Origin of the sequence: Peptoniphilus ovalis, assembly GCF_018919265.1 — a bacterium.
Taxonomy (GTDB): domain Bacteria; phylum Bacillota; class Clostridia; order Tissierellales; family Peptoniphilaceae; genus Peptoniphilus_A; species Peptoniphilus_A ovalis.
This window is the reverse complement of sequence record NZ_JAHLQO010000003.1, coordinates 147910-173640: the sequence shown is the minus strand read 5'-3', so window position 1 is coordinate 173640 and position 25731 is coordinate 147910. Positions and strand designations below refer to the sequence as shown.

22 protein-coding genes are annotated in these 25731 nt (G+C 29.4%); all 22 read left to right on the top strand.

The annotated features are described in order from the left end of the window. Positions 1–6 precede the first annotated feature (6 nt). The 22 genes from KQI68_RS04460 (at position 7) to KQI68_RS04355 (ending at position 25730) form a co-directional block, all read left to right on the top strand. Positions 7–2409 (top strand): penicillin-binding transpeptidase domain-containing protein, encoded by a 2403-nt coding sequence (locus KQI68_RS04460; RefSeq protein WP_216548940.1) that lies wholly within the window; start codon positions 7–9, stop codon positions 2407–2409. A gap of 12 nt (positions 2410–2421) precedes the next feature. Further along, on the top strand, positions 2422–3372 hold the full coding sequence (gene mraY / locus KQI68_RS04455; RefSeq protein ID WP_216548939.1) for a phospho-N-acetylmuramoyl-pentapeptide-transferase: 951 nt from the start codon (positions 2422–2424) through the stop codon (positions 3370–3372). Between the two features lie 8 nt (positions 3373–3380). After that, complete coding sequence (gene murD, locus KQI68_RS04450; RefSeq protein ID WP_216548938.1) at positions 3381–4712, top strand: UDP-N-acetylmuramoyl-L-alanine--D-glutamate ligase; 1332 nt, start codon at positions 3381–3383, stop codon at positions 4710–4712. Continuing rightward, positions 4702–5814: an FtsW/RodA/SpoVE family cell cycle protein gene (locus KQI68_RS04445; RefSeq protein ID WP_216548937.1), complete on the top strand. Its 1113-nt coding sequence runs from the start codon at positions 4702–4704 to the stop codon at positions 5812–5814. Before murD ends, KQI68_RS04445 begins: the two co-directional genes overlap by 11 nt. Before the next feature lie 169 nt (positions 5815–5983). Further along, the gene (gene murG, locus KQI68_RS04440) at positions 5984–7063 is read left to right on the top strand and encodes an undecaprenyldiphospho-muramoylpentapeptide beta-N-acetylglucosaminyltransferase (protein WP_216548936.1); all 1080 of its coding nucleotides are present in this window, start codon (positions 5984–5986) and stop codon (positions 7061–7063) included. A 4-nt stretch (positions 7064–7067) separates the two neighbouring features. Beyond that, a complete protein-coding gene (locus KQI68_RS04435; RefSeq protein WP_216548935.1) occupies positions 7068–7907 on the top strand; it encodes a cell division protein FtsQ/DivIB in 840 nt (279 codons plus the stop codon). A 114-nt stretch (positions 7908–8021) separates the two neighbouring features. Further along, positions 8022–9116 (top strand): cell division protein FtsZ, encoded by a 1095-nt coding sequence (gene ftsZ / locus KQI68_RS04430; protein ID WP_216548934.1) that lies wholly within the window; start codon positions 8022–8024, stop codon positions 9114–9116. 195 nt (positions 9117–9311) lie between these two features. After that, the gene (gene rpsB, locus KQI68_RS04425) at positions 9312–10103 is read left to right on the top strand and encodes a 30S ribosomal protein S2 (protein WP_216548933.1); all 792 of its coding nucleotides are present in this window, start codon (positions 9312–9314) and stop codon (positions 10101–10103) included. 72 nt (positions 10104–10175) lie between these two features. Next, the gene (gene tsf, locus KQI68_RS04420) at positions 10176–10820 is read left to right on the top strand and encodes a translation elongation factor Ts (RefSeq protein ID WP_216548932.1); all 645 of its coding nucleotides are present in this window, start codon (positions 10176–10178) and stop codon (positions 10818–10820) included. Between the two features lie 16 nt (positions 10821–10836). Further along, positions 10837–11541, top strand: a complete 705-nt coding sequence (pyrH, locus tag KQI68_RS04415; protein ID WP_216548931.1) for a UMP kinase — start codon at positions 10837–10839, stop codon at positions 11539–11541. A 9-nt stretch (positions 11542–11550) separates the two neighbouring features. Further along, complete coding sequence (frr, locus tag KQI68_RS04410; RefSeq protein WP_216548930.1) at positions 11551–12108, top strand: ribosome recycling factor; 558 nt, start codon at positions 11551–11553, stop codon at positions 12106–12108. A 47-nt stretch (positions 12109–12155) separates the two neighbouring features. Then, complete coding sequence (gene uppS / locus KQI68_RS04405; protein ID WP_216548929.1) at positions 12156–12881, top strand: undecaprenyl pyrophosphate synthase; 726 nt, start codon at positions 12156–12158, stop codon at positions 12879–12881. Next, entirely contained in the window at positions 12882–13664 is a 783-nt protein-coding gene (locus KQI68_RS04400; RefSeq protein WP_216548928.1) for a phosphatidate cytidylyltransferase, read from the top strand. An 11-nt stretch (positions 13665–13675) separates the two neighbouring features. Next, complete coding sequence (gene rseP, locus KQI68_RS04395) at positions 13676–14683, top strand: RIP metalloprotease RseP (protein ID WP_216548927.1); 1008 nt, start codon at positions 13676–13678, stop codon at positions 14681–14683. Continuing rightward, complete coding sequence (gene ispG / locus KQI68_RS04390; RefSeq protein WP_216548926.1) at positions 14683–15738, top strand: flavodoxin-dependent (E)-4-hydroxy-3-methylbut-2-enyl-diphosphate synthase; 1056 nt, start codon at positions 14683–14685, stop codon at positions 15736–15738. The genes rseP and ispG overlap by 1 nt, the downstream gene beginning before the upstream one ends. 4 nt (positions 15739–15742) lie before the next feature. Beyond that, positions 15743–19990: a PolC-type DNA polymerase III gene (locus KQI68_RS04385; protein ID WP_216548925.1), complete on the top strand. Its 4248-nt coding sequence runs from the start codon at positions 15743–15745 to the stop codon at positions 19988–19990. Positions 19991–20095: 105 nt separating this feature from the next. Then, entirely contained in the window at positions 20096–20557 is a 462-nt protein-coding gene (locus KQI68_RS04380; protein WP_216548924.1) for a ribosome maturation factor RimP, read from the top strand. Between the two features lie 11 nt (positions 20558–20568). Then, a complete protein-coding gene (gene nusA / locus KQI68_RS04375) occupies positions 20569–21825 on the top strand; it encodes a transcription termination factor NusA (RefSeq protein WP_216548923.1) in 1257 nt (418 codons plus the stop codon). A 29-nt stretch (positions 21826–21854) separates the two neighbouring features. Beyond that, positions 21855–22118: an RNase P modulator RnpM gene (rnpM, locus tag KQI68_RS04370; protein ID WP_216548922.1), complete on the top strand. Its 264-nt coding sequence runs from the start codon at positions 21855–21857 to the stop codon at positions 22116–22118. Positions 22119–22145: 27 nt separating this feature from the next. Next, positions 22146–24407, top strand: a complete 2262-nt coding sequence (gene infB, locus KQI68_RS04365) for a translation initiation factor IF-2 (RefSeq protein ID WP_216548921.1) — start codon at positions 22146–22148, stop codon at positions 24405–24407. After that, positions 24407–24769, top strand: a complete 363-nt coding sequence (rbfA, locus tag KQI68_RS04360; protein WP_216548920.1) for a 30S ribosome-binding factor RbfA — start codon at positions 24407–24409, stop codon at positions 24767–24769. The genes infB and rbfA overlap by 1 nt, the downstream gene beginning before the upstream one ends. Further along, positions 24747–25730, top strand: coding sequence for a DHH family phosphoesterase (locus tag KQI68_RS04355; protein WP_216548919.1), 984 nt, complete (start codon positions 24747–24749; stop codon positions 25728–25730). The genes rbfA and KQI68_RS04355 overlap by 23 nt, the downstream gene beginning before the upstream one ends. Position 25731: the final 1 nt, after the last annotated feature.

Sequence of the window (25731 nt, the reverse complement as noted above, 5' to 3'; positions counted from 1 at the left end):
TATTAATTGAAAAATAATAATGACAAAGCTAGAGATAAAAAATTAAAGAATGGATTTTATAAATCTTTTAACAGAGCAAATAAATCCATATTTTGGTTTTTCATCTTACTAGCTTTTTTATTTGGAGCATTAGTTGTAAAGCTACTTCATATTCAAATTGTACAATCTGAAGAACTTACAATTTCAGCTTTAAATCAACTAACTAGAACTGAGACCATTAATTCGAATAGAGGAATAATTTACGATAGAAATAAAAAAGAATTAGCAATTAACACTACTAAATCAAATGTTTTTTATAATATGGATGTCCTAGATCAAAGACAAAATGAAAGTTTAACTGACTTTAATGATAGAAAGAAAAAATTATTTGATGAAGATGCGAAATTAATCTCTGATGTGCTGGGAGAAGATTACGAAGAAATTCGTGAAAAGTTTAAAGGAGATAAAGTTGTAAGAATTGCAACTAATGTAGATAAAATGAAAGCCAATAAACTTAGAGAATTAAGAACTCAACTAGCAAATGAAAAAGAAGAAGGCTCTAAGGAAAAAAAGAAAAACTTATCGGCAATGTCTATTGATGATGTTACAAGAAGACTTTATCCTTTTAACAATCTTGCATCTTATATAATTGGTTTTACCAACGATGAAAACATGGGACAATATGGAATAGAGGCAAGTTATGATGAGGAACTTACAGGAATTCCTGGAAAAAACGTGTCATTAAAAGACAATGCATCTAATAAAATTCCATTAACAGACGAAGAAACCTATGCTCCCAAAGAAGGCTATTCAATAGTTTTATCTATTGATGCAAATATTCAACAATTTGCAGAGACTGCTGCTGAAAATGCAAAGAAAGAAAACAAAGCCGATAAAGTTTCTATAATTGTCCAGGATACAATGACTGGCGAAATAATTGCCATGACAACAAAAGATGACTACAACTTGAATGATCCTAAGAAGCCAATTAATGAAGAGCAAGAAAAAAATTGGGACGAATATACTGACGAAGAAAAAACTAAAATTTGGTATGATAATTGGAGAGATTTTAATATAAATGATCAGTATGAACCAGGTTCTACATTTAAAGTTATCACAACTGCTGCAGCAATTGAACAAAATGTAGCACAACCCGATAGTATTTTTACTTGTAATGGAAGTATGAGGGTAGGAGATAGAACCTTAACTTGTACATCTCATACTAGAGGACCAAAGACTTTAGCAAAAGCCATTGAAGAGTCTTGTAATATGACTCTAATTCAAGTGGGGAATGAACTTGGTAAAGAGGAACTTTTGAGATATATTAAAGCATTTGGATTTGGCAAAAAGACTGGAATAGAATTATATGGAGAGTCTACAGGAATAATTCCTAGGAGTGCAGATGAAATTAGTGCAGTAAATCTTGCAACTATGTCTTACGGACACTCCATCGCGGTTTCTCCAATTCAACTTGTAAATGCTGTGAGTGCAATTTGTAATGGTGGCTATTTAAACAAACCAACGATTTTTAAAGAAGCAATTGATGCAAATGGAAATATAATTGAAAAGAATAAAACTCAACTTAGAAGAAGAGTAATATCACAAGAAACTTCTGAAAAAATGAAGTACATGATGAAAAAAGTTGTAGAAAATGGTACTGGTAAGCTTGCAGCTGTAGACGGTTACCAAGTTGGAGGAAAATCAGGTACTGCAAATATTGCAACACCAACAGGGTATTTAGATGCATATAATTCTTCCTTTGTTGGAGTAGCGCCACTTAATGATCCTAGACTTACAGTTTTAGTAGTTATAAATAATCCTAAAAATGGAATTCTTGGTGGAGCTGTTGCTGCACCTGTAGTTTCAGAGGTATTAAATAAGTCTTTAAATTATTTAAAGATTCAAAAAACAGAAGAAATTAAATCTGAAGAAAATTATGTAACAGTTCCAGAAGTTGAGGGACTACTTTTAGAAGATGCTGGAAGAAAAATTTTAAATAACAAATTAAAATTTAACATCAACACTGATAAGGGTTTAGATTATGCAGTTGTTACAAATCAAAATCCTTCAGCGGGATCCTATGTACTTGAGGACTCAATTATAGATTTAGCGGTAAATGATAATTTAGGTGCTGAAAAAGTCATGCCTAATTTAAGTAAGATGACTAGAAAAGAAGTTGAATCTATTTTAAATTACATGAATTTGGAGTATAATATCAAAGGAAATGGCGACTTTATATCGCAAGCGCCTAAAGCTGGTACAAAGGTAGATAGTTCAACAAGAGTAACAGTTAATTATGCTAATAATGACGATAATTTGAAAAAAGAACCCACTGAAGAAAAAAATATTGTTTCAAATAATGAAGATAGAAGCACAAAAAATAATAATGTAAATAAAAATAAAGATAAAGATAAAGATAATAAAAATTAAGCTGGAGATATAATGATTTATTTTATAAATATAATAATTGGATTAATACTTTCTATAATCTTAGGGAGGGTATTTATTCCCTTACTTAGAAAATTACATGCGGGCCAAAGCATTAGAGAAGATGGGCCTAAATCACATTTAGTTAAAAGTGGAACACCTACCATAGGTGGAATAATTTTTCTTAGTTCTGTTTTGATTACCATATTAATTACAGGAAATTTTAAAATTTCCGTTTTTATGATTTTATTTTCTACTTTTGCCTTTGGGGCCATAGGTTTTATAGATGATTATATCAAAGTGGTTAAAAAGAGAAACTTAGGTTTAAGAGCTTATCAAAAATTATTTTTACAAATAATAGCTTCTGTAATCCTAATAATTTATCAGTCAAATTCAAAAAACATGTCAACTGATTTATATATTCCATTTCTAAAGGATTATATTAATATAGGATTACTCTACATTCCATTTATAATATTTGTTGTAGTTGGAACTGTTAATTCTGTTAATCTAACTGACGGGCTAGATGGTTTATCATCAAGTGTTACAATTATTTGTTTATTGTTTTTTACAATTTGCTCAGTTAAGTTTAATAGACCAGAGATTGCAATATTTTGTTTAGCTTTATCAGGAGCACTAATTGGATTTTTATTTTATAATAAATATCCAGCAAAAGTTTTTATGGGAGATACTGGTTCACTAGCTCTTGGAGGAGCAATATCAGCAATTGCAATTTTATTGAATATTCCACTAATTTTACCAATTGCTGGAGGAATTTATTTTATTGAAACTCTATCAGTTATTATTCAGGTAATTAGCTTCAAAACAACAGGGAAGAGAGTTTTCTTAATGTCACCACTTCATCATCATTTTGAACATAAAGGTTGGCATGAGACAAAGATAGTTGCAGTATTTTCAATTGTTGAAATTATTCTTTGCATAATTTCATATATAATTTTATTTTAGGTGATAGAATGTTAAAAAATAAAAATGTTCTAATTTTTGGATTTGGTATAACAGGAAAATCTGCTCTAAAGTTTTTAAACGACTTTCCATGCAAGATTTATGTTTATGATAAAAATTTAGATTTAGAAAATATAGAAACTGAAGAAGATTTTATAATATTTAAAGAAGAAGATTTAAAAAATATTGATTTAATAGTAAAGAGTCCTGGAATTTATCCTGATCATGAAATTTTAGAAAAAGCTAGAGAATTAAATATTAATATTATTTCCGATATTGAGCTTGCATATAGAAATTTAAAGACAGATAAGATAGTTGCTATAACAGGAACTAATGGAAAGACCACTACAACTACATTAGTTGGAGATATTTTACAGAGAAAAAATAAAACTTATGTAGTAGGTAATATTGGTAAGGGAATTCTTGAAATTACTAATGAAGCTAGCATTGATGACTTCGTAGTAATTGAAGCTTCATCCTTCCAACTTGAAGATACAATTGAGTTTAAACCAAATATAGCACTTCTTACATATGTAACTAGTGATCACTTAGATTGGCATAAAAGTGTTGAAAATTATGTAAATGCTAAGTTTAAAATTTTTGCAAATCAAGATGAAAATGATTATGCAATTTTAAATTACGAAGATAAAGATTTGGCAGCAAAACACAATATTAGGAGCAAAATTTATTATTTCTCAACAGAAGATGTCAATGAAAATGGTGCATATTTAAAAGATAATAAAATATTTTTTAGAGATGAAGGAGAAATTTCTGAAATAATTGATACAAATGAAATTAAAATCCCAGGAATTCACAACATAAAAAATATAATGGGATCAATAATTATCGCTAAATTATTTGGAATTGAAGACGAAATAATTAGAAATAGCATATCTAATTTTACTGGTGTTGAGCACAGAATTGAATTTGTAAGAAATATAAATGGAATTAAATATTATAATGATTCTAAAGGAACAAATCCTGACTCAACTGAAGTTGCAATACAAGCTATGGACGGAGAAGTAATATTAATTGCTGGAGGATATGACAAGGGAGCTAATTTTGATGAATTGATTGAAAAGTCAAAGGAAAAATTAGATTCTGTTGTTTTATTTGGTGAAACAGCTGATAAGATTGCAAGCTCTTGTAAGAAAAATGGAATCGAGTTTTTTGTAGTGGAAAATTTACAAAAGGCAATTGAGCTTGTTAATAATTTTGCAAAAAAAGGAGAAGATGTTTTATTCTCTCCAGCTTGTGCATCATGGGATATGTACAATGATTATGAAGAAAGAGGAAGACATTTCAAAAATCTAGTCAGAGAGTTGAAAAATAATGAAGCTTAAAAATAGGATTCAAAATGTTGATCTAGTGCTACTTGTGGCTACAATTTTATTAATTATTATTGGCCTTGTAGCAGTTACATCTGCATCTTTTCCAACAGCAAAAAAATATAATTTTAGCAGTTTGCACTATTTAATTAGGCAATCTGCATTTTTAATAATTGGAATAATTGCTACATTCTTTATACTTAGAATACCTAAAGGGGTAATCTATAAAAATATAACTTGGATATTTCCTATAAGTATTTTATTAATAATCTTATTATGGACACCACTTGGCAAAGGTGTAAAAGGTCAAGTTAGATGGCTTGAAGTCCCTATATTAAAATTTAGATTCCAACCATCTGATATTTTAAAAATTTCAGCAATTGTATTTTTTGCAAAATATTTATCAAAAAATATCAAAAGATTGAAAGAAATGCCAGTATTTTTAGGTGCAATTGCAATAATGGGAATTTCAGTTGGACCAATAATGATAAAGGACTTTTCCACTGCAGTGGTAATTGGTTTTGCAATGTTTGTAATGCTTGTAGCAGCAGGTCTTAATAAAAAGCAATTTTTGATAATTTTAGTTTTAGGAGTTATTCTTGTAGCTTTAGTATTATTTGATCCAGATAATAGATTTAGATTGTTCAGAATTTTTGGACTATTTTCAGATTCAACTGATTATCAATCTGCAGATTTATATCAAGCAAGACAATCATTGTATGCTTTTGCTCTAGGAGGATATTCTGGAGTAGGATTATTTAGATCAAGGCAAAAATACACAAACCTTCCAGAAGCTTATACAGATTTTATTTTTTCTGTAATAGCAGAAGAATTTGGATTTATAGGAAGTTTATTTATTGTAATTTTATTTATGACATATATTTATAGAGGATTTATTATTGCATATAAAGCTACTAATTTTTTTGATAAGTTTGTAGCAGTAGGGCTTTCAAGTTATATCGGTATACAAGCATTCTTTAATATGGGAGTAGGTGTTAAACTTCTTCCTGTTACTGGAATTACACTTCCATTTATATCTTATGGAGGTACTGCTCTTGTAATTGCAATTATTTCTACAGCAATGTTATTAAAAATCTCAAAACAAAGCAGAGTTTAAAATATAAAAAGCACAATTTATTTTGTGCTTTTTTTGGATTCAATATAAAAACAATTGTATATAAAATGAAAGTATAACTTAGTATGTAGCTATTTGTCATTTGAACTAAAACTGTGTATAATACCTAATAGTAACATTAATAATGATATTAATAAAGGGGATTTAGTAAATGAAATATATTTTATCAGGTGGGGGGACTGGTGGACATATTTATCCAGCTCTCGCAATTGGTGATGAATTAAAAAAAGAAGACAAAGATGCAGAGATTCTCTATGTTGGGAAAAAAGGATCTTTAGAGGAAGAGCTTGCAAATAAATACGGATATGAATTCAGAGGAATTGATATATCAGGTCTTCCAAGAAGAAAGCTAAACAGAGATACAGTTATTACCTTTTTTAATTTATTAAAGGGAATTAATGAATGTAGCAAAATTATAAATGAATTTAAACCTGATATTGTAATCGGAACAGGTGGATATGTATGTGCGCCAATTGTATTTAAAGCTCAACAAAAAAAGATTAAGACGGCAATTCAAGAACAAAATGCTTATCCTGGAAAGACTAATAAAATACTAGCTAGAAAAGCAGATTACGTTTTTATAAACTTTTTAGAAGCAAAAAAATATTTGAACAATAAAAATATTATATTTACTGGAAATCCTATTAGAGAAGTATTCTCACATATAGATAAAGAAAAATCTAGAGAGCAATTAGGTATTAAAAATGAAGAAAAATTTGTATTCTCCTTTGGAGGTAGTGGAGGACAAGAATCCACAAATGATGCAATAATAGAAATAATAAACTCTGGAGAAGATATACCATTTAAATTAACTCATGTTACGGGAAGAGATCATTACGAAGACTTTATGAAAAGAGTAAAAGAAATACCTGAAAATGTAGAGATACTTGATTATACACATAGAGTTTCAGATTATCTATCAAGTGCTGATTTAGTCATAGCTTCTTCTTCAGCTATGACTCTTGCAGAAATTTCAGCAGTTGGAATAGCATCAATTTTGATTCCAAAGGCATACACTGCAGGAAATCATCAATTTTTTAACGCAAAAAGCTACAGTAATATGGGAGCAAGTTCTGTCATTGAAGAAAAGGACTTTAATGGCAAAGCTCTTCTTGAAAGCATAAATAAGATTTTAAATAATGACAAAGAAAGAAGTTTGATGGCTGACAACTCTAAGAAAATGGCAAGTCCTGACGCCGTTTCTAAAATTGTAGAAATATTATTAAAGTGATTTTATGGAAAAGCATAGAAAACCTAGAAGAAAACTAAATAAAAGAAAGAGATATTTTAGAATCTTCTCGAGATTTTTTATGCTTTTTCTTTTTACTTACCTAATTATATTTGCATTGAGAAATTCAAATATTTTTAATATTTCAAATGTAATAGTAGAAGGTAATAATAAAGTTAGCATAAGTGAAATAAAAAAGGCTGCGGGAATCGAGAGAGGCAATAAATATTTTGAAGTTGCTAAAAAAGATAGAATTTCAAATATAAAAAACATTCCTTACATAAAAGATGCAGATATTAAATACAGTCTTGGTGGAGATGTGAAGATAATTGTTAAAGAAAGAACGCCTTACTATCAAATTGAATCAAGTGAGTATTTATTAGTTGATGAGGAATTTAGAATTCTTGAAAATAGCGATTCAAAATCAGAAAATTTAATTAATCTCATTGGATTAAATGTTGAAGATCCTCAACCTGGAAAATATATTTTAAATTTCAAAGAAGATGAAGAAAAGAAAAATCTCTTAATAGAACTAAAAAATCCAGATTACAAACTTCAAGGAAATATAAAAGATATAGAGCTTCTTGACTCAATAGCAACTTTTGTAACAATAGATGGAATAAAAATTGAATTTGGATCTTATTCAAATATTTCTTATAAATTAAAAATGCTTTCTCTTATTCTTGAAGATATTAAAAATACGGATAAGAATGCATTAACAATTCAAATGGAAAAGGGAGAAAATCCAATTTTAATAACTGATGACAGTGAAAAAAATAAATCATCAGATGATAAAAATGATGACAAAGATAAAAGATATGTAGAAAAGTCAAAAGAAAATGTTTAAAATAAGCTTATGTCATATTTAGAAGCTTTATATATTGACTATTTGGCTAATTTTCTATAAAATAAGAGTAATAGATATAAAAATAATTAAATTTAGTATATGAGGAGGATGTTTATGTTGGAATTCGATATGGACCAAGATGATTTCGCCAAAATCAAAGTTATCGGAGTTGGCGGAGGCGGAAACAATGCTGTAAATAGAATGATTAATGCCGGTGTTAAAGGTGTTGAATTCTTAGTTTGTAATACTGACAAGCAAGCTTTAAAAAATTCACTTGCTGAAGAAAAAATACAAATTGGAGAAAAAGCTACTAAAGGACTTGGTGCTGGAGCTAACCCAGAAGTTGGAGAAGAAGCAGCAGAAGAATCTAGAGACGAAATAAGAGAAGCCCTTGAAGGTGCTGACATGGTATTTATTACAGCAGGAATGGGTGGTGGAACTGGTACAGGAGCAGCTCCTATTATAGCTGATGTTGCTAAAGAATTAGGATTACTTACTGTAGGTGTAGTTACTAAACCATTTACATTTGAAGGACGTAAAAGAGCTCAATCTGCTGAAAAGGGAATAAATGCTCTTAAAGGGAAAGTTGACACACTTGTTATAATTCCAAATGATAGACTTCTAAGCATTGCTGATAAAAAGACTAGCTTCTCACAAGCTTTTGAAATGGCTGACGATATCTTAAAACAAGGTATCCAAGGTATATCTGATTTAATTTCAGTTCCAAACTTAATCAACCTTGACTTTGCCGATGTTAAGACAATTATGTATGACAAAGGCGTTGCACATATGGGTATAGGTCTTGCATCAGGTGATGATAGAGCAACAGAAGCAGCAAAGCTTGCAATTAATTCTCCTCTATTAGAAACGTCAATTGAAGGTGCTAAGTCAGTACTTCTTAACATCACTGCAGGTTCTGATCTAGGAATCTTTGAAGTTAATGAAGCAGCTGATTTAATTAGAGACTGTGTATCTGAAGATGCAAATATCATCTTTGGTGCAGGAATTGATGAATCACTTAAAGATCAAGTTAAGATTACAGTTATAGCAACTGAATTTGATCAATATAAAGATGATAAAAAGAAAAAAGATAATAAGTTCGAGGCTAATAATACTAGAACTCCCATTTCAGAAAATAGAAATGAAGTTGAAGAAGATAATGGAGAACTTAAAATCCCATCTTTTTTAAGAATTAATAGAAATAAATAATTATTTAAGCGGTGTTTAAAGCACCGCTTTTTAAATATATAACTGTGTTAAAAGTATTTATTGAAAAATATTTTTCGCTATGATATACTTTTATCCGGTAACTAATACACACATTTTTGGATAATAAGAGAGTTGCTTATATAGTCCTCTTATTAGGTGAAGAAAATGGAGGAAAAAAACACGGAGGTGGCTTAAATGTCAGTAATATCAATGAAAAACTTATTAGAAGCCGGTGTACACTTTGGACACCAAACTAGAAGATGGAATCCTAAAATGAAGAAATTCATCTTCACAGAAAGAAACGGAATTTATATCATAGATCTTCAAAAAACAGTAAAAAAAGTTGAAGAAGCTTATGATTTTGTAAGAGAAGTTGCAGCAAATAATGGAGAAATCTTATTTGTAGGAACTAAAAAACAAGCTCAAGATGCAATTGAAAAAGAAGCAACTAAATGTGGAATGCCATACATTAACCAAAGATGGTTAGGTGGTCTTTTAACAAACTATAAAACTATCAAAAATAGAATTGATAGACTTTATAAGTTATATGAAATGGAAGAAAATGGAACTTTCGATGTTCTTCCTAAAAAAGAAGTTGCTCAACTTCTTCACGAAAGAGAAAAATTAGAAAAATTCCTTGGTGGAATTAAGGATATGAAGGGTATGCCACAAGCTCTATTTGTAGTAGATCCTAAAAAAGAAAAGATTGCAGTTAAAGAAGCACATATCCTAGGAATTCCTGTAATTGGAATTGTTGATACTAATTGTGATCCTGATGAATTAGATATACCTATTCCTGGAAATGATGATGCTATTAGAGCAGTTAAATTAATCACTGAAACTATTGCTAATGCAGTTATCGAGGGCAATCAAGGTAATCAAATTGAAGATGATGAAAAAGTAAATGATTATGATGAATCTGAACAAGAAGTTTCAGTAGAAGAATCTGAAGAAGAAAACTCTGAAGAAGAAACTACAGAAGAGTAAGATATATTTTGAGAGTTCTAAAGTAATCCTTTATAACTCTCTTTTTTTAAAATAAATGAGGAGTGGATTAATATGGCAATTACAGCAGCACTTATTAAAGAATTAAGAGAAAAAACTGGCGCAGGAATGATGGATTGTAAAAAGGCTTTACAAGAAACTGATGGCAATATGGATAAAGCCATTGACTTTCTAAGAGAAAAGGGACTGGCTTCTGCAGCAAAAAAATCTTCTAGAATAGCATCAGAAGGTATTGTTGAAGCTTATATTCACGGTGGAAGAATTGGAGTTCTTGTAGAAGTTAACTCCGAAACTGACTTTGTTGCAAAAAATGAGGATTTTAAAGCTTTTGTTAAAGATGTAGCTATGCAAATTGCAGCAGTAGCTCCTAAATATGTAACTCGTGATGAAGTTCCAGAAGAAGAATTACAACACGAAAGAGAAGTTTTAACTGAACAAGCTAGAGGAGAAAACAAACCAGAGCACATTATTGAAAAAATGGTTGAAGGTAGACTTGAAAAATTCTATGAAGAAATTGTTCTACTTGATCAAAACTTCATCAAAGATCCAGACAAAAAAGTTGGAGAACTTCTTAATGATTTAATTGCTAAAATTGGTGAAAATATCAAAATTAGAAGATTTGTTAGATACGAAGTTGGAGAAGGTCTAGAAAAAAGAGAAGAAGACTTTGCAGCAGAAGTAGCAGCACAAATTAAATAATTATTAGGAGGAGTAAATGCCAAGCTATAAAAGAATTGTTTTAAAACTTAGTGGTGAAGCATTAGCAGGATCTAATTCTGTAGGAATTGATATGGAGTATATTAATTTAATTGCCACACAAGTTAAAAAAATATATGATCTAGGCGTGGAAACAGGAATAGTAGTTGGAGGCGGAAACTTCTGGAGAGGTCGAGACGAAAACAACATTGACAGAGCTACTTCAGATTATATGGGTATGCTTGGAACTGTTATGAATGCTTTGGCTTTACAAGATTCTTTAGAAAAATTAGGCGTTATTACTCGTGTTCAAACTGCTATTGAAATGAAGCAAGTTGCTGAACCTTATATAAGAAGACGTGCTATTAGACACTTAGAAAAGGGACGTGTTGTTATATTTTCAGCAGGAGTTGGAAATCCTTATTTTTCAACTGATACTGCAGCTGCTCTTAGAGCGGCAGAAATTGACGCAGATGTGATTTTACTTGCTAAAAAAGGCGTTGATGGAATTTATGATTCCGACCCTAAATTCAATGAGAATGCAAAAAAATACGATAATTTAAGTTATAGGGAAATTTTGAATAAAAATTTAAAAATTATGGATGCAACAGCAACTACACTTTGTATGGACAACAACATTCCATTAATTGTTTTTGGAATTGATGAGGAAGATGCAATGTATAAAGTTGTATGCGGCGAAGACATAGGTACTAATGTAAAATAGGAGGATATTATGATATCTGATCTAAAAAAGAATACTGAAAGTAGAATGAAAAAGTCCGTTAGCTCACTTACTGAAACACTTCAATCTATAAGAGCTGGACGTGCTAATACAAGTTTACTTGATAGAGTAACTGTTGATTATTATGGTCAACAAACTCCACTTAACCAAGTTGCTTCTTTATCGGCACCTGAACCAAGACTTTTAGCAATTCAACCATGGGATGTAAACTTAATTCAAGATATTGAAAAGGCTATTTTAAAATCTGATTTAGGTATAACTCCTTCTAATGATGGAAAGATTATTAGACTTGTTATTCCTCAACTAACAGAAGAAAGAAGAAAAGATTTAGCTAAAACTGTTGGTAAAAATGCAGAAGATGCTAAGGTTTCTGTTAGAAATATTAGAAGAGATGCAATGGAGGAAATTAAAAAAGCTGAAAAATCTAAAGAAATTTCTGAAGATGACAAAGTTTCTTACGAAGAAGATATTCAAAAATTAACTGATAAATACATTAAAGAAATTGATGAAGTTCAAGAAGCAAAAGAAAAAGAACTTATGGAAATTTAAATTTTAGCCTTAGATTCGCTCTAAGGCTTTATTTTTTAAGGAGATTTATGAATTATTACGATAAATTAGATTTTGAAAATATTCCATCTCATATTGGAATAATAATGGATGGTAATGGAAGATGGGCAAAAAAGAGAAACTTACCAAGGACTTTTGGTCATAAAGAAGGCACTAAAAGAGTAATAGATATAGTAGAAACTGCCTATAAATTAAATATTAAATCCTTAACTTTATATGCTTTTTCAACAGAAAATTGGAAAAGACCAGAAGATGAAATTTCAAAACTTATGGATTTATTAGCTTATTATATAAAAAATCAACTAGAAAAAATTATTAAAAATAATATAAAAATTAATGTATTGGGAGATTATACTAAATTCCCAAGCTCAATTGTAAAGTTAATAGATAATGCATTGCAGCGAACTGAATCAAATGATAAAATGATATTAAATATTGCACTTAACTATGGAGGACAAACTGAAATAGTTGATGCAACTAAAAAAATTGTTAAAGATATTGGAGATAATAAAATAAGTATAGATGATATCAATACAGAAACTTTCAAGGACTATCTTTATACTAAGGGACAATCTGATTTAGATTTACTTATCAGACCTAGTGGAGAATTTAGAGTTTCAAATTTTTTATTATATCAATTAGCTTATAGTGAATTTTATTTTTCAGACATTCTATGGCCAGATTTTAATGAAAATGAATTCTATAAGGCTATTTATGATTATCAAAACCGCAATAGGAGATTTGGAGGTTTGTAATTGTCAGATTTATATAAAAGAGTTATTACAGGCGTTATTGGAATTTTACTAATTATTTTTATAATTTATCTTGGACTTAGTGCTATTAAAATTTCTATTTTTATATTAACCCTTGAAGCAATTAGAGAACTACATAATGCCTTTATGAAAAAGAATATTAAATTATATTTGCCGACATTATTAATTGGTGCTTTGGCAACATTTTTATTTTCTTATTATGAAATTAAATTAATATATGCAGTTATATTATTTTTTATAATGAATTCTATTTGTCTAATAGTTTCTATAAATTACAGTATAGAAGAATATATGTATACTAATTTTTCTTATTTTTATACAGTATTTTTATTAAATCTTTTAGGAAATATTGACGACATTTATTTAATAATTGCAGCGTTTATTATTTCTTTTTCCACAGATACTTTCGCTTATTTTATCGGATCAATGTTTGGAAAACACAAACTAATCGAAAGAGTAAGTCCCAATAAATCTGTAGAGGGTGCAATAGGTGGAACAATTTCTGCAATTATAATTACATCAATTTATTTTATAATGTTAAATAGATACAATTCAAGCTATTTTATAAACCTGTATTCTGTAATTATAATACTGGCAGCATCAATTTCTGGACAATTTGGAGATTTATTTGCTTCCAAAATAAAAAGATATACAGGTATAAAAGACTATTCTAAACTTCTACCAGGTCATGGTGGCATTTTAGATAGATTTGATTCACTTATTTTTATTAGCCCTTTTGTATATCTTTTGTATTTCTTTATTTAGATGGAGGAATAATGATAACTTTAATAAGTTCCTTAATGGTTTTTCTACTTGTTGTTATGATTCATGAATTTGGTCACTTTTCGATGGCTAAATTATCTGGAATACAAGTAAATGAATTTTCCATTGGAATGGGACCTAAAATTTTGCAAAAAGAAACAGATGAAACTAAATATAGTTTAAGAGCCCTACCTATTGGCGGATATGTGGCGATGGAAGGAGAAGAAGAACATTCTGAAAATCCAAGGTCTTTTAATAATGCAAGTATATTAAAGAGAATGGCAGTTGTACTTGCAGGAGCATCAATGAATTTTATTTTGGGATTTTTGGCATTTACTTTAATATTTTCTATAATAGGATATCCTTCTAATTTTGTTAATGAAGTAATTGCTGGTTCGCCTGCGGAAATTGCTGGAATTAGAAGTGGAGATATAATTTTAGAAACATCAAATCAAAAAGTAAAAGATTTGCATGATTTAAATCAAATAATTCAAAATGCTAAAAATAATAGTATTGAATTAAAAATTAAAAGAGATGATGAAATTATTAATCTAAAATTAACTCCTGAATTTTCAAAAGAAAACAATAGATACTTAATAGGAATTAATACTGAACTCAAACATTCTATTTTCAAATCTATTCAGTATGGTTTTACAAGAACAATCGATATGATAAAAGTAATTCTTCAGAGCTTAAAAATGATGTTTTCAGGTTCTTTTAAAATGGAATATTTATCAGGACCTGTTGGAGTTGTTCAAGTTATTGGACAAGAATCATCTAAAGGATTTCTAAATTTCTTGCAAATTCTAGGGCTTATTTCTATAAATCTAGGAGTATTTAATTTATTACCGATACCTGCACTTGATGGTGGAAAGTTTTTCTTTTTATTAATTGAAGCTATTATAGGAAGACCCATTGATGAAAGAATAGAACAAAGAATAACACTAATAGGAATTTCACTTCTCATAAGTTTAATGATTTATGTTACAATTTTTAATGATATTGGAAGGTTGTTCAAATAATGATTAATAGAAAATTAACGAAAAAAGTAAAAGTTGGCAATGTTGAAGTCGGAGGTAATTCTCCTATTACAGTTCAATCAATGACTAATACAAATACTAAAGATGTAAAATCTACTGTTTCACAAATTAAAAGACTTGAAGAAGCAGGATGTGAAATCATTAGAATGGCAGTTAATGATTTAGAAGATGCAAAAGCTCTAAGAGAGATTAAAAAAGAGATTAGAATCCCAATTATTTCAGACATCCAATTTGATTATAAACTTGCTTTAGCTGCATGTGAAAATGATAGTGATGCAATTAGACTAAATCCAGGAAACATTGGAGCAGAGTGGAAAATTAAAGAGGTTGTAGAAGCTTGCAAGTTTTACAATTTACCAATTAGGGTTGGAGTAAATTCTGGATCTATTAAGCAGGAATTTTTAGACAAGTACAATGGAGTTAATGAAAACTCAATTACTTACAGTGGACTTGAAGAAGTTGAAATCTTAGAAAAATATAATTTTAAAGATATTGCAGTTTCTCTTAAAGCATCGAATGTCAATTTAACAATAGCAAGTTATAGAAAATTTTCAGAACTATCTGATTATCCACTTCATTTAGGAGTTACAGAAGCTGGGACAAATTATAAGGGGACTATTAAATCTGCAATTGGAATAGGAACTTTATTAGCAGAAGGTATTGGAGACACTATTAGGGTTTCTTTAACCTCTGATCCTGTAGATGAAGTTATTGCAGGAAGAGAAATTTTGAAATCTTTAGGACTTAAGACAGAAGGCATTGACATGATTTCATGTCCAACTTGTGCAAGAACTAAAGTTGATTTAATTGAGATAGTTAAAAAGGCAGAAGATAAATTTGAAAAATTAAATGATAATTTAACTATTGCAATTATGGGTTGTGCTGTTAACGGGCCTGGTGAGGCAAGAGAAGCTGATTATGGTATAGCCTGTGGAAATAAAGAAGGCTTAATATTTAAAAAAGGTGAAATTATAAAAAAAGTACCTGAAGAAGTGCTTTTAGAAGAATTACTACAAGTAATTGAAAACGACAGGTGATATTATGATTTTATTAAAGGATATTCTAAATAAACTTAGTATCAATAATTTAAAAATAGATGATAAAGTTGAAATTAAATCTATAAAAAGAAACAAATCTAAAATGGAAGTTCTTATAAAAATTGATTCTAAAACACATTTAGATGATTTTAAAAAAAATGAGATCTGTAAAATTTTCTCAAATAATTTCAATGATTATAAAATTAATATTGAATTTTTAGAATCTTCTCTTTATGAAAGTGAAGATTCTTTAATTTATGAGGAGATACTAAAATACAATCCTTCATCAAAAGCTTGGATAAATGATTTAGAGATAAGTAAAGATTTAAATCTTAAGAAATTAATTTTAAAAATCCCTTCACAAGAAGCTTTTTATAGCTTAACTAGAAATGGATTTAAAAATCATCTAATAGAAAAGCTTAAAATATTTGGAGAATACAATGTAGAGATATTATGCGAAAATGAATCACAAAATGAAACTTGTATAGATGATTATTTAGTTGAAATTGAAAAAGAAGAGCAAGATATCTATATAAGACAAAAGACTGAAGCTCAAAAAAATATTTCAAAAGCTAAAACTGAAAGTGAAAATAATGAAATTTCAAGTTATGGTAGAAAAGATATTGACAATATTACAAATCTAGCTCAAATGGATTTAAATTCTCAAAAAATTACTGTTGAAGTTGATATCTTTAATGTAGAATGTAGAGAACTTAAAAACAAAAATTTTCTAGTATCTCTTTCAGTAACTGATTATACATCTTCTACTTTGGCTAAAATATTTTTAAAACCAGAAAAGTGCAAAGAGTTCTTAAATAGCTTTAAAAATGGAGATCACGTTCTTATCACTGGAAAAGTTAGTTATGATAATTATTCGAGATGCGAAACTATTATGATTGGCTATATAGAAAAACGAGAAAAATTATATAAGTTAGATAATGATGAGGAAAAAAGAGTTGAATTTAGAATTCATTCGAAAATGTCGCAAATGTCGGGTGTTACTTCTTTTGATGATTTTGCAAATAGAGCAAATATGTGGGGGAATAAAGCTTTAGCTATTACCGATACAAATGATGTGCAGGGATTTCCTGAAGCAATGGATGCAGCTAAAAAATATGGATTAAAAATTTTATATGGAGCCGATATTAATTTTGTAGACGACACAGAAAAGATTGTGACATATTATGATTCAAATAAGGAATATAATACTTATGTAGTTTTTGATATTGAAACAACTGGACTTTCTTCTAGAAATGATAAAATTACAGAAATTGGTGCTGTTAAAATTGAAAATGGAATTATCACTGATAGATTTTCAGAACTTATAAATCCTGAAATACCAATTCCTGAAGTAGTTGTTAATTTAACTGGAATAAGTAATGAACTTGTAAGTGATAAACCGACAATTGAAGATATAATACCAAAATTTTATGAGTTTTCAAAAGATGCAGTTTTAGTAGCTCACAATGCTAAGTTCGATATTTCTTTTATAAGAAGAGAATATAAAAATAATAATTTAGAATTCAATCATCCAATTTTAGATACATTAGTTATGGCTAGAGCATTATTATGTGATTTAAAGAGATTTAACCTTGGAACTCTTTGTAAAAATTTAGGGATTTCATTAGTAGGTGCACATAGAGCAGTAAATGATGCAGAAGCTACAGCGGCAATGTTTATAAAACTAATTGAAAAGTTTAAAAAAGATAAAGAATTTAATTTTGATAATTTAAACGAAGAAATTAAAAACATACATTCAGAACGTTTATTTGAAAATTCATTATTATTAATAGTCAAAAATATTACTGGTCTAACTAATTTATACAAATTAATTTCGGCTTCGCATATGAAATTTTATAATTTTACTGCAAAAGTTCCTAGAACACTTTTAGATAATTATAGAGAAGGAATATTAATTGGATCTGGAAATTCTTCATCTGAACTCTTTGATGCTATTTTTAGAAATGTACCACAAGAGGAGTTAGAAAGAATAGCAAATTATTATGATTTCTTAGAAATCCAACCTGTAATGGATAATATATTATCAATTCAAGATGGAAAATATACAATCGAAGATATAAAAGATATAAATAAAAAGATTGTCGAAATTGGAGAAAAATTAAATATTCCAGTTATAGCGGACTCAGACACATATTATCTTGATGAAATTGATGATATAAAAAGAAGGATAGTTCTAAATGGAAAGCCTGGACGACCTGATTCGAGAGCTTTCAGAGAACAAAAATTGTATTTTAAGACGACTGAAGAAATGCTAAAAGAATTTTCTTATTTAGGTGAAGAAAAAAGCTACGAAGTAGTTGTTGAAAATACTAATAAAATTGCAGAATCTTTAGATGATATAAAACCGATTCCTGATGGAACTTTTCCACCAGTTATTGAAGGGTCAGATGAAGATTTGAAACAAATGACTTTTAAAAAAGCTCATGAAATTTATGGAGAAAATCTTCCACAAATTGTTGAAGAAAGATTACAAAAGGAACTTGATTCGATTATTTCAAATGGATATGCTGTTCTTTATATAATTGCTCAAAAACTTGTTAAAAAATCCAATGATGATGGATTTTTAGTTGGATCAAGAGGTTCTGTAGGATCATCATTTGTAGCAACTATGTCAGGTATTACTGAAGTTAATCCACTTCCGCCTCACTATGTTTGCCCAAATTGCAAACATTCAGAATTTACTGAAGATTTGAAATATGGTTCAGGTGTGGACATGCCAGAAAAAGATTGTCCAGAATGCGGAACTCCACTTAGAAAAGATGGACACAATATTCCTTTTGAAGTATTCCTTGGATTTTATGGAGATAAAGAACCTGATATTGATTTAAACTTTGCGGGTGAATATCAACCTGAGGCTCACAAATACACAGAAGAACTTTTTGGAGAAGGATATGTATTTAGAGCAGGTACTATAGGAACTATAGCTGAAAAAACTGCTTATGGTTATGTGAAGAAGTACTTTGAAAATAAGAACATCTCACCAGTAGAAGTCGATAGACTTTCAAAATCTATAATTGGAGTTAAAAGGACAAGTGGTCAGCATCCTGGCGGTGTAATGATTGTACCAAAGAGCAAAAGTATTTTCGATTTTACACCAATTCAATATCCAGCAGATGATCCAAGTTCAGGAGTAATTACAACTCATTTTGATTATAACTTTATACATGGAAAGATTTTAAAACTTGATATCCTAGGTCATGATGGGCCTACAATTATAAAAATGCTTGAAGATTTCACTGGAACAAATGCAAATGATGTAAAGCTAGACGACAAGGAAACTCTTTCGATTTTTAATAGTTCTGATGCTCTTAATTTAGACAAGGAAATTTTTGATACAGACACAGGAACTTTAGGTATACCTGAATTTGGTACAGGATTTGTAATCAGCATGCTTAAAGAAACTAAACCTAAGAACTTTGCAGATTTAGTGAGAATTTCAGGTTTATCACATGGTACAGACGTATGGCTTTCTAATGCACAAGAACTTGTGAACTCTGGAAGGGCAGAGCTATCAGATGTTATTGCAACAAGAGAAGACATAATGGTTTATCTAATAAATGCTGGTGCTGAAAATAAAATGGCATTTGATACAATGGAAAAAGTTAGAAAAGGTAAAGGTCTAACTCCTGAACAAGAAGAGATTATGAATAATTTAGATCTTCCTGAGTGGTATATAGACTCCTGTAAAAAGATAAAGTATATGTTCCCTAAAGCTCATGCCGTTGCTTATGTAATGCTTTCCTTTAGAATTGCCTATTATAAATTAAATTATCCATTGGCATTTTATGCAACTCACTTCAGTATTAAACTAAGTGATTTTAATGGAGAAATAATTTTAGAAGGACCAAGATTTTTGAAGAATAGGCTTGAAGCATTATCACAAATTGAAAAGCCTACACAAAAGGACAAGGGAGAAATAAATGTAAATAGAGTTGCACTTGAAATGTATGCTAGAGGTTTTGAATTCTTAGCGCCAGATTTGTACAAATCAAAAGCATCTAAGTTTACTATAGAAGATGGAAAAATAAGAATGCCTTTAAGAGCTATTCCTGGCATAGGAGAAAACTGTGCAAATTTAATTGAAGAAGAAGCTGAAAAATCAAAGTTCTTATCAATTGAAGATTTTTCTAAGAGAACTAAATCTGGTAATTCTGTTATCTCAATTTTGCAAAAAAATGGACTTTTAAATAATTTAGATGAAACAAATCAAATTTCTTTATTTAACCTATGAGAACTTGTCAAATAGAGAAATTGTGATATAATTTTATATAGAAAGATATTTTAGAGGTAAAGAGTGGGGTTTCCCACTCTTTGTTTTTTAATAGTGAGGTGTTATGTGAATAAAAAAGAATTAAAAAAAGAAATTTACCCACTAGCAGAAGAGGCTGCAAAAGAACTTGGTTATGAAATTGTAGATATTGAATTTCAAAATGGTTCTAAACACGATTTATTGTCAATATTTATCTTTAAAAAGGATGGAATTGATTTAGATGATTGTTCAGAGATGAGTAGAATGATCGAAAAGAAATTAGATGAATTAGATATTTTGAAAAATCCTTATTATCTTGAAATATCTTCACCTGGACTTGATAGACCTTTAAAGACAAAAGATGATTATAGACGAAATATTGGAAATGAAGTTGAAGTAAAACTTTATGCTCCAATGGATAATAAAAAAGAATTTAGTGCTGTTTTAAAAGATTATGATGATCAAAATATTTATTTAACATCTGAAGAAGAAGAGATTACTCTTCCTATTAAGTCAATATCTTCAATGAAACAAGCTATTAAATTTTAATGGAGGAATATATGAACCAAGAGTTTATAGATGCATTAGATGAAATAGAAAAAGAAAAAGGTATTTCTAAAGAAATAGTTTTTGAGGCTTTAGAGTCAGCTCTTGTATCTAGTTATAGAAAAAATTACGGAACATCACAAAATGTTATTGTAAATATGAATAGAGAAACTGGAGAAATTAAGCTTTATGCATCTAAAGAAATTGTAGAAGAAGTTGAAGATGAACAACTTCAAATATCTTTAGAAAATGCAAAACAAATTGACAAAGACTATGAACTTGGAGATGTATATAATGTTGAAATTCATCCAAAAAATTTTGGAAGAATTGCAGCACAAACTGCAAAACAAGTGGTAATTCAAAGAATTAAAGATGCCCAAAGAGATGTAGTTTTTGACGAGTATGTCGAAAGAGAAAAGGAAATTATAACTGGAGTAGTTCAAAGGACTTCACATAGTAATGTATATGTTGATTTGGGAAAAACTGAAGCAGTTCTACCTTTTAGTGAACAGATAAAAGGTGAAAGCTATGAACATGGAGATAGATATAAGATGCTTATCCTCTCAGTTGCAAAGTCTACAAAGGGACCGCAAATTGTTCTTTCAAGATCTCATCCAGATTTAGTAAAGAGATTATTTGAACTAGAAGTTCCAGAAGTCACTGAAGGCATCGTTGAAATTTATTCTATTTCTAGAGAAGCTGGATCAAGAACTAAAATCGCAGTATTTTCTAGAGACGAGGAAGTTGATCCTTTAGGAGCTTGTGTGGGATACAAGGGTCAAAGAGTAAACTCTATAGTTGATGAACTACACAATGAAAAAATTGACATTGTCATTTATGAAAAAGAAATAGATAAATTTATAGCAAATTCGCTAAGCCCTTCAAAGGTTGAAAAAGTATTTATTAATGAGGAAGAAAAATCAGCACTTGCAATAGTTCCTGATTATCAACTTTCTCTAGCAATAGGAAAAGAAGGACAAAATGTAAGACTTGCAGCTAAGCTTACAGGTTGGAAAATAGATATAAAATCAGTTGAGCAATTTGAAAACTACCTTGAAGAAGAAGGAATTACAGAAGATGAGCTTGCTGAAGAATTTTCTAAAAAGAAAAATACAGAAGAAAATCTTGAATTAGATGAAAATGTAGAATTTATTGAAGAGAATCTAGATAATGAAGAAATCTCTACAGAAGAAGAATCTACGGATTTAGAACAAGATTTTGAAATTGAAGAAACTGAAAATGAAGAAGTTTCTGAAGAACTTGAAGATTAATAAATATTCTTAATTTAATGGAGTGAATAATGACTAAAATTAGGAAAATACCTATGAGAACTTGCATAGGTTGCAGAGAGCAGAAACCAAAAAAAGATTTAATTAGAGTAGTAAAAAATAAAGAAGATGAAATCTTTATAGATAAAACTGGAAAGGCAAATGGAAGAGGAGCTTATATATGTAATGACAAGAATTGTTTAGAAAAAGCTGTAAAATCAAAGGCTTTAAATAGAGCATTTTCTACAGAAATTAGTAAAGAAACATATGAAGAACTAATACAGTCAGTAGATTAATAAGCTTCTTTTTAGGAGGTGTTCAATTTGTCAAAAATTAGAGTGCACGCGTTGGCAAAAGAACTGGGAATTAGCAGTAAGGAACTTTTAAATAAGTTAAATGAACTTGAAATACCAGTTAAAAATCACATGTCAACTTTAGAAGAATCTTATGAAGAAAGAGTTAGAAAATTATATTCTAAAAATTCTTCTAAAGATGAATCTCCAAGAAAGAATGAAAAATCTAAAAATATAGATACTAAAGAAGACACTAAGAATAAAAAATCTAACAATAATAGAGATAGCAACAAAAATAATAATAGAGATAAAAAACATAACCAAAATCATAACAATTCTAAAAAAGATCATCAAAATAAAAATGATGATAATAAAAACAATAAAAATCACAATAAGAATAAAAATAATAATAAATCTTCTAATGAAAAAGAAGATAATAAAAAACAAAATTCTTATAACAGAGATTTAACTAAGAAAAAACCAAAAAAGAGAGTTAAGTCTAAACATAAAACTGAAGACACTAATAAGGGGGATGATCCTATAACAGTAATAGCACCAATCACAGTAAAAGATTTTGCAGATCAATTGGGAGTTTCTGTTTCAACAGTTATAACAAAATTAATAGGTCTAGGAGTAATGGCAAATCAAAATCAAACAATTGATGAAGATACATGCATACTTTTAGCAGATGAATTGGGTGTAGAGATAGAAATTGAAGAACCTCAATTAGATGAATCAGTTGAAGAAGAATATGGATTATTAAAAGAAGATAAAGAAAGAGATCTTAAAGCTAGACCACCTGTCGTAACAGTTATGGGGCACGTAGACCATGGTAAGACATCTTTACTTGATTCTATTAAGAAAACTCATGTTACAGACTCTGAGGCTGGAGGTATCACTCAACATATTGGAGCTTATACAGTTAATTTAAGTGGTAGAAAGATTACTTTCTTAGATACCCCAGGTCACGAAGCTTTTACTTCAATGAGACTTAGAGGTGCACAGACTACTGATATAGCTATTCTTGTTGTAGCAGCTGATGATGGAGTTATGCCACAAACAGTTGAAGCAATCTCTCACGCAAGATCAGCTGATGTTCCAATTATTGTAGCAATTACAAAAATCGACAAACCAGAAGCAAACCCAGAAAGAGTTAAACAAGAATTAATGAACGAAAATCTTGTTTCTGAAGAATGGGGTGGAGATACTATAATGGTTGGAGTTTCTTCTAAAACTAGAGAAGGTATTGATGACTTATTAGAAATGATCCTTCTTGTTGCTGAAATGAGAGAATTAAAAGCTAACCCTAATAGACGAGCTATTGGTAACATAATTGAAGCAAATTTAGATAAATCAAAGGGACCTATGGCTACTGTTTTAATTAAAAATGGAACACTTAGATTTGGTGATTCTATAGTTTCAGGAACTTGCTCTGGTAGAGTTAGAGCTATGGAAGATGACAAAGGAAAGCAAGTTAAAAAAGCTGGACCTTCTATGCCAGTTGTAATACTTGGACTCAACGATGTCCCAAATGCCGGAGATACTATTTATGCAGTTAAAGACGATAAAACTGCAAAAGCGATAGCTGATAAAAATACAGAAATTTCTAGAGAAAAAAGACTTAGCCAAACAACTAAGATAAGTCTTGACAATCTATTTGAAAAGATTAGTGAAGAAGACGTAAAAGAACTTAACATTGTTGTAAAAGCTGATGTTAAGGGATCTGTTGAAGCCTTGATTCAATCGCTTCTTAAACTTTCAAATGAAGAAGTTAAGATTTCTGTAATTCACTCTGGTGTAGGTGGAATTAATGAATCTGACGTTACCCTTGCTTCTGCATCAAATGCAATTGTTATTGGATTTAACGTAAGACCTAATATCAATGCAATTGATCTTGCAAAGGAAGAAGAGGTTGAAATCAGAACTTATAGAGTTATCTATGAAATTATCAATGATATCGAGCAAGCGGCTAAAGGTCTACTAGATCCAGATATTATTGAAGAAATTCTTGGAAGATGTGAAGTTAGACAAACATTTAAACTTCCAAACAACCAAATGGTTGCAGGAGTTTATGTATTAAGTGGTAAAATTTTAAGAAATTCTAAAGTCAAAGTGCTTAGAGATGATATTGTTATTCATGAAGGAGATATTTCCTCACTTAAGAGATTTAAAGATGATGCGAAGGAACTTGCTACTGGATACGAAGGCGGACTTATGGTTGACGGATTTAATGATGTCAAAGAAGGCGACTTACTTGAGTCATATATTTTAAAGGAAGTTAAGAGATCATAATGAATAATAAGAGAATTAATAGAATTTCAGAAGAAGTTAAAAAAGCAATTTCCAATATTTTACAAAATGGAATTAAAGATCCTAGAGTTCCTGATTTAACTAGCATTTCTCATGTTGATGTCACTAATGACTTATCTTTTGCTAAAGTCTATGTATCAGTATTAGGAAATGACCACGACAGAGAAGAAGCAGTTGAAGGACTTAATTCTGCAAAGGGCTTTATAAAAAAAGAGCTTGCAAAACAAGTTAAACTTAGAGCTATGCCAGAATTAATATTTATAAAAGATGATTCCATTGAAAGAGCTTTAGAAATGAATAAATTAATTGAAGAGGTAAATCATGGAAATGATAAACTTGACTAATCTAGCTTTTGAATTTAAGAAACTAATTGAAGAAAGTGAAAAAATTGCTATTGCATCACATTTAAACCCAGATGGAGACAATCTGGGTTCTGTGATTGCAATGAAAAACTTGTTAAAAAAATATGGAAAAACTCCAATTTTTTTATTAGATGATTTAATTCCATCTTCGTTTAAATTTCTACCAAATATAGAAGAGAATAAAAGCCCAGAAGAAGTTAAAGATATAAATTTTGACTTATTTATAACTCTTGATTGTTCTGATACTAATAGAATGGGAGATAATCTAAAAGAGATTTTTGAAAAAAGCTCTAAGACTATTAATATTGATCATCATAAGACTAATGAAAATTTTGCTGATTTAAATATTGTTGACTCTAATTCTCCTGCAACTTGTGAACTTCTTTATAGAGTTTTTGAAAGTATTGATTTTGAATTAAATAAGGATATAGCAACTTCTCTTTATACAGGACTATCTACTGATACTGGGTCATTTAAATACGATTCTGTAAATTCTGAAACTTTTAGGATTGCATCAGAACTTGTAAAATACGATATAAGTTTAAATGATATTGCTGTAAATGTATATCAAAGTAGATCTATTGAAAAGACAAATCTATTAATTAGAGCGTTAAATTCAATAAAATATTTTTGCGACAATAAAATTGCTGTAGCAATAGTAACTAATAAAGATATGGAAGAAACTAATGCTGAAAAAGGCGATGCTGATGGTATTGTAGAATTTGTAAGAGATACTGATGGAGTTGAGCTTGCAGTTCTTTTAAAAGAAAAAGAAGATTGCATTAGACTTTCACTGCGATCAAAATCAGAAATTAACTGTACAAAAATAGCTTCACAATTTGATGGTGGAGGTCATGTTAGAGCTTCAGGTGGGACAATTCATCATAAAGATTTTGATAAAGCAATTGATGATATAGTAAAAGCAGCAAAAGAAGAGTTGTAAA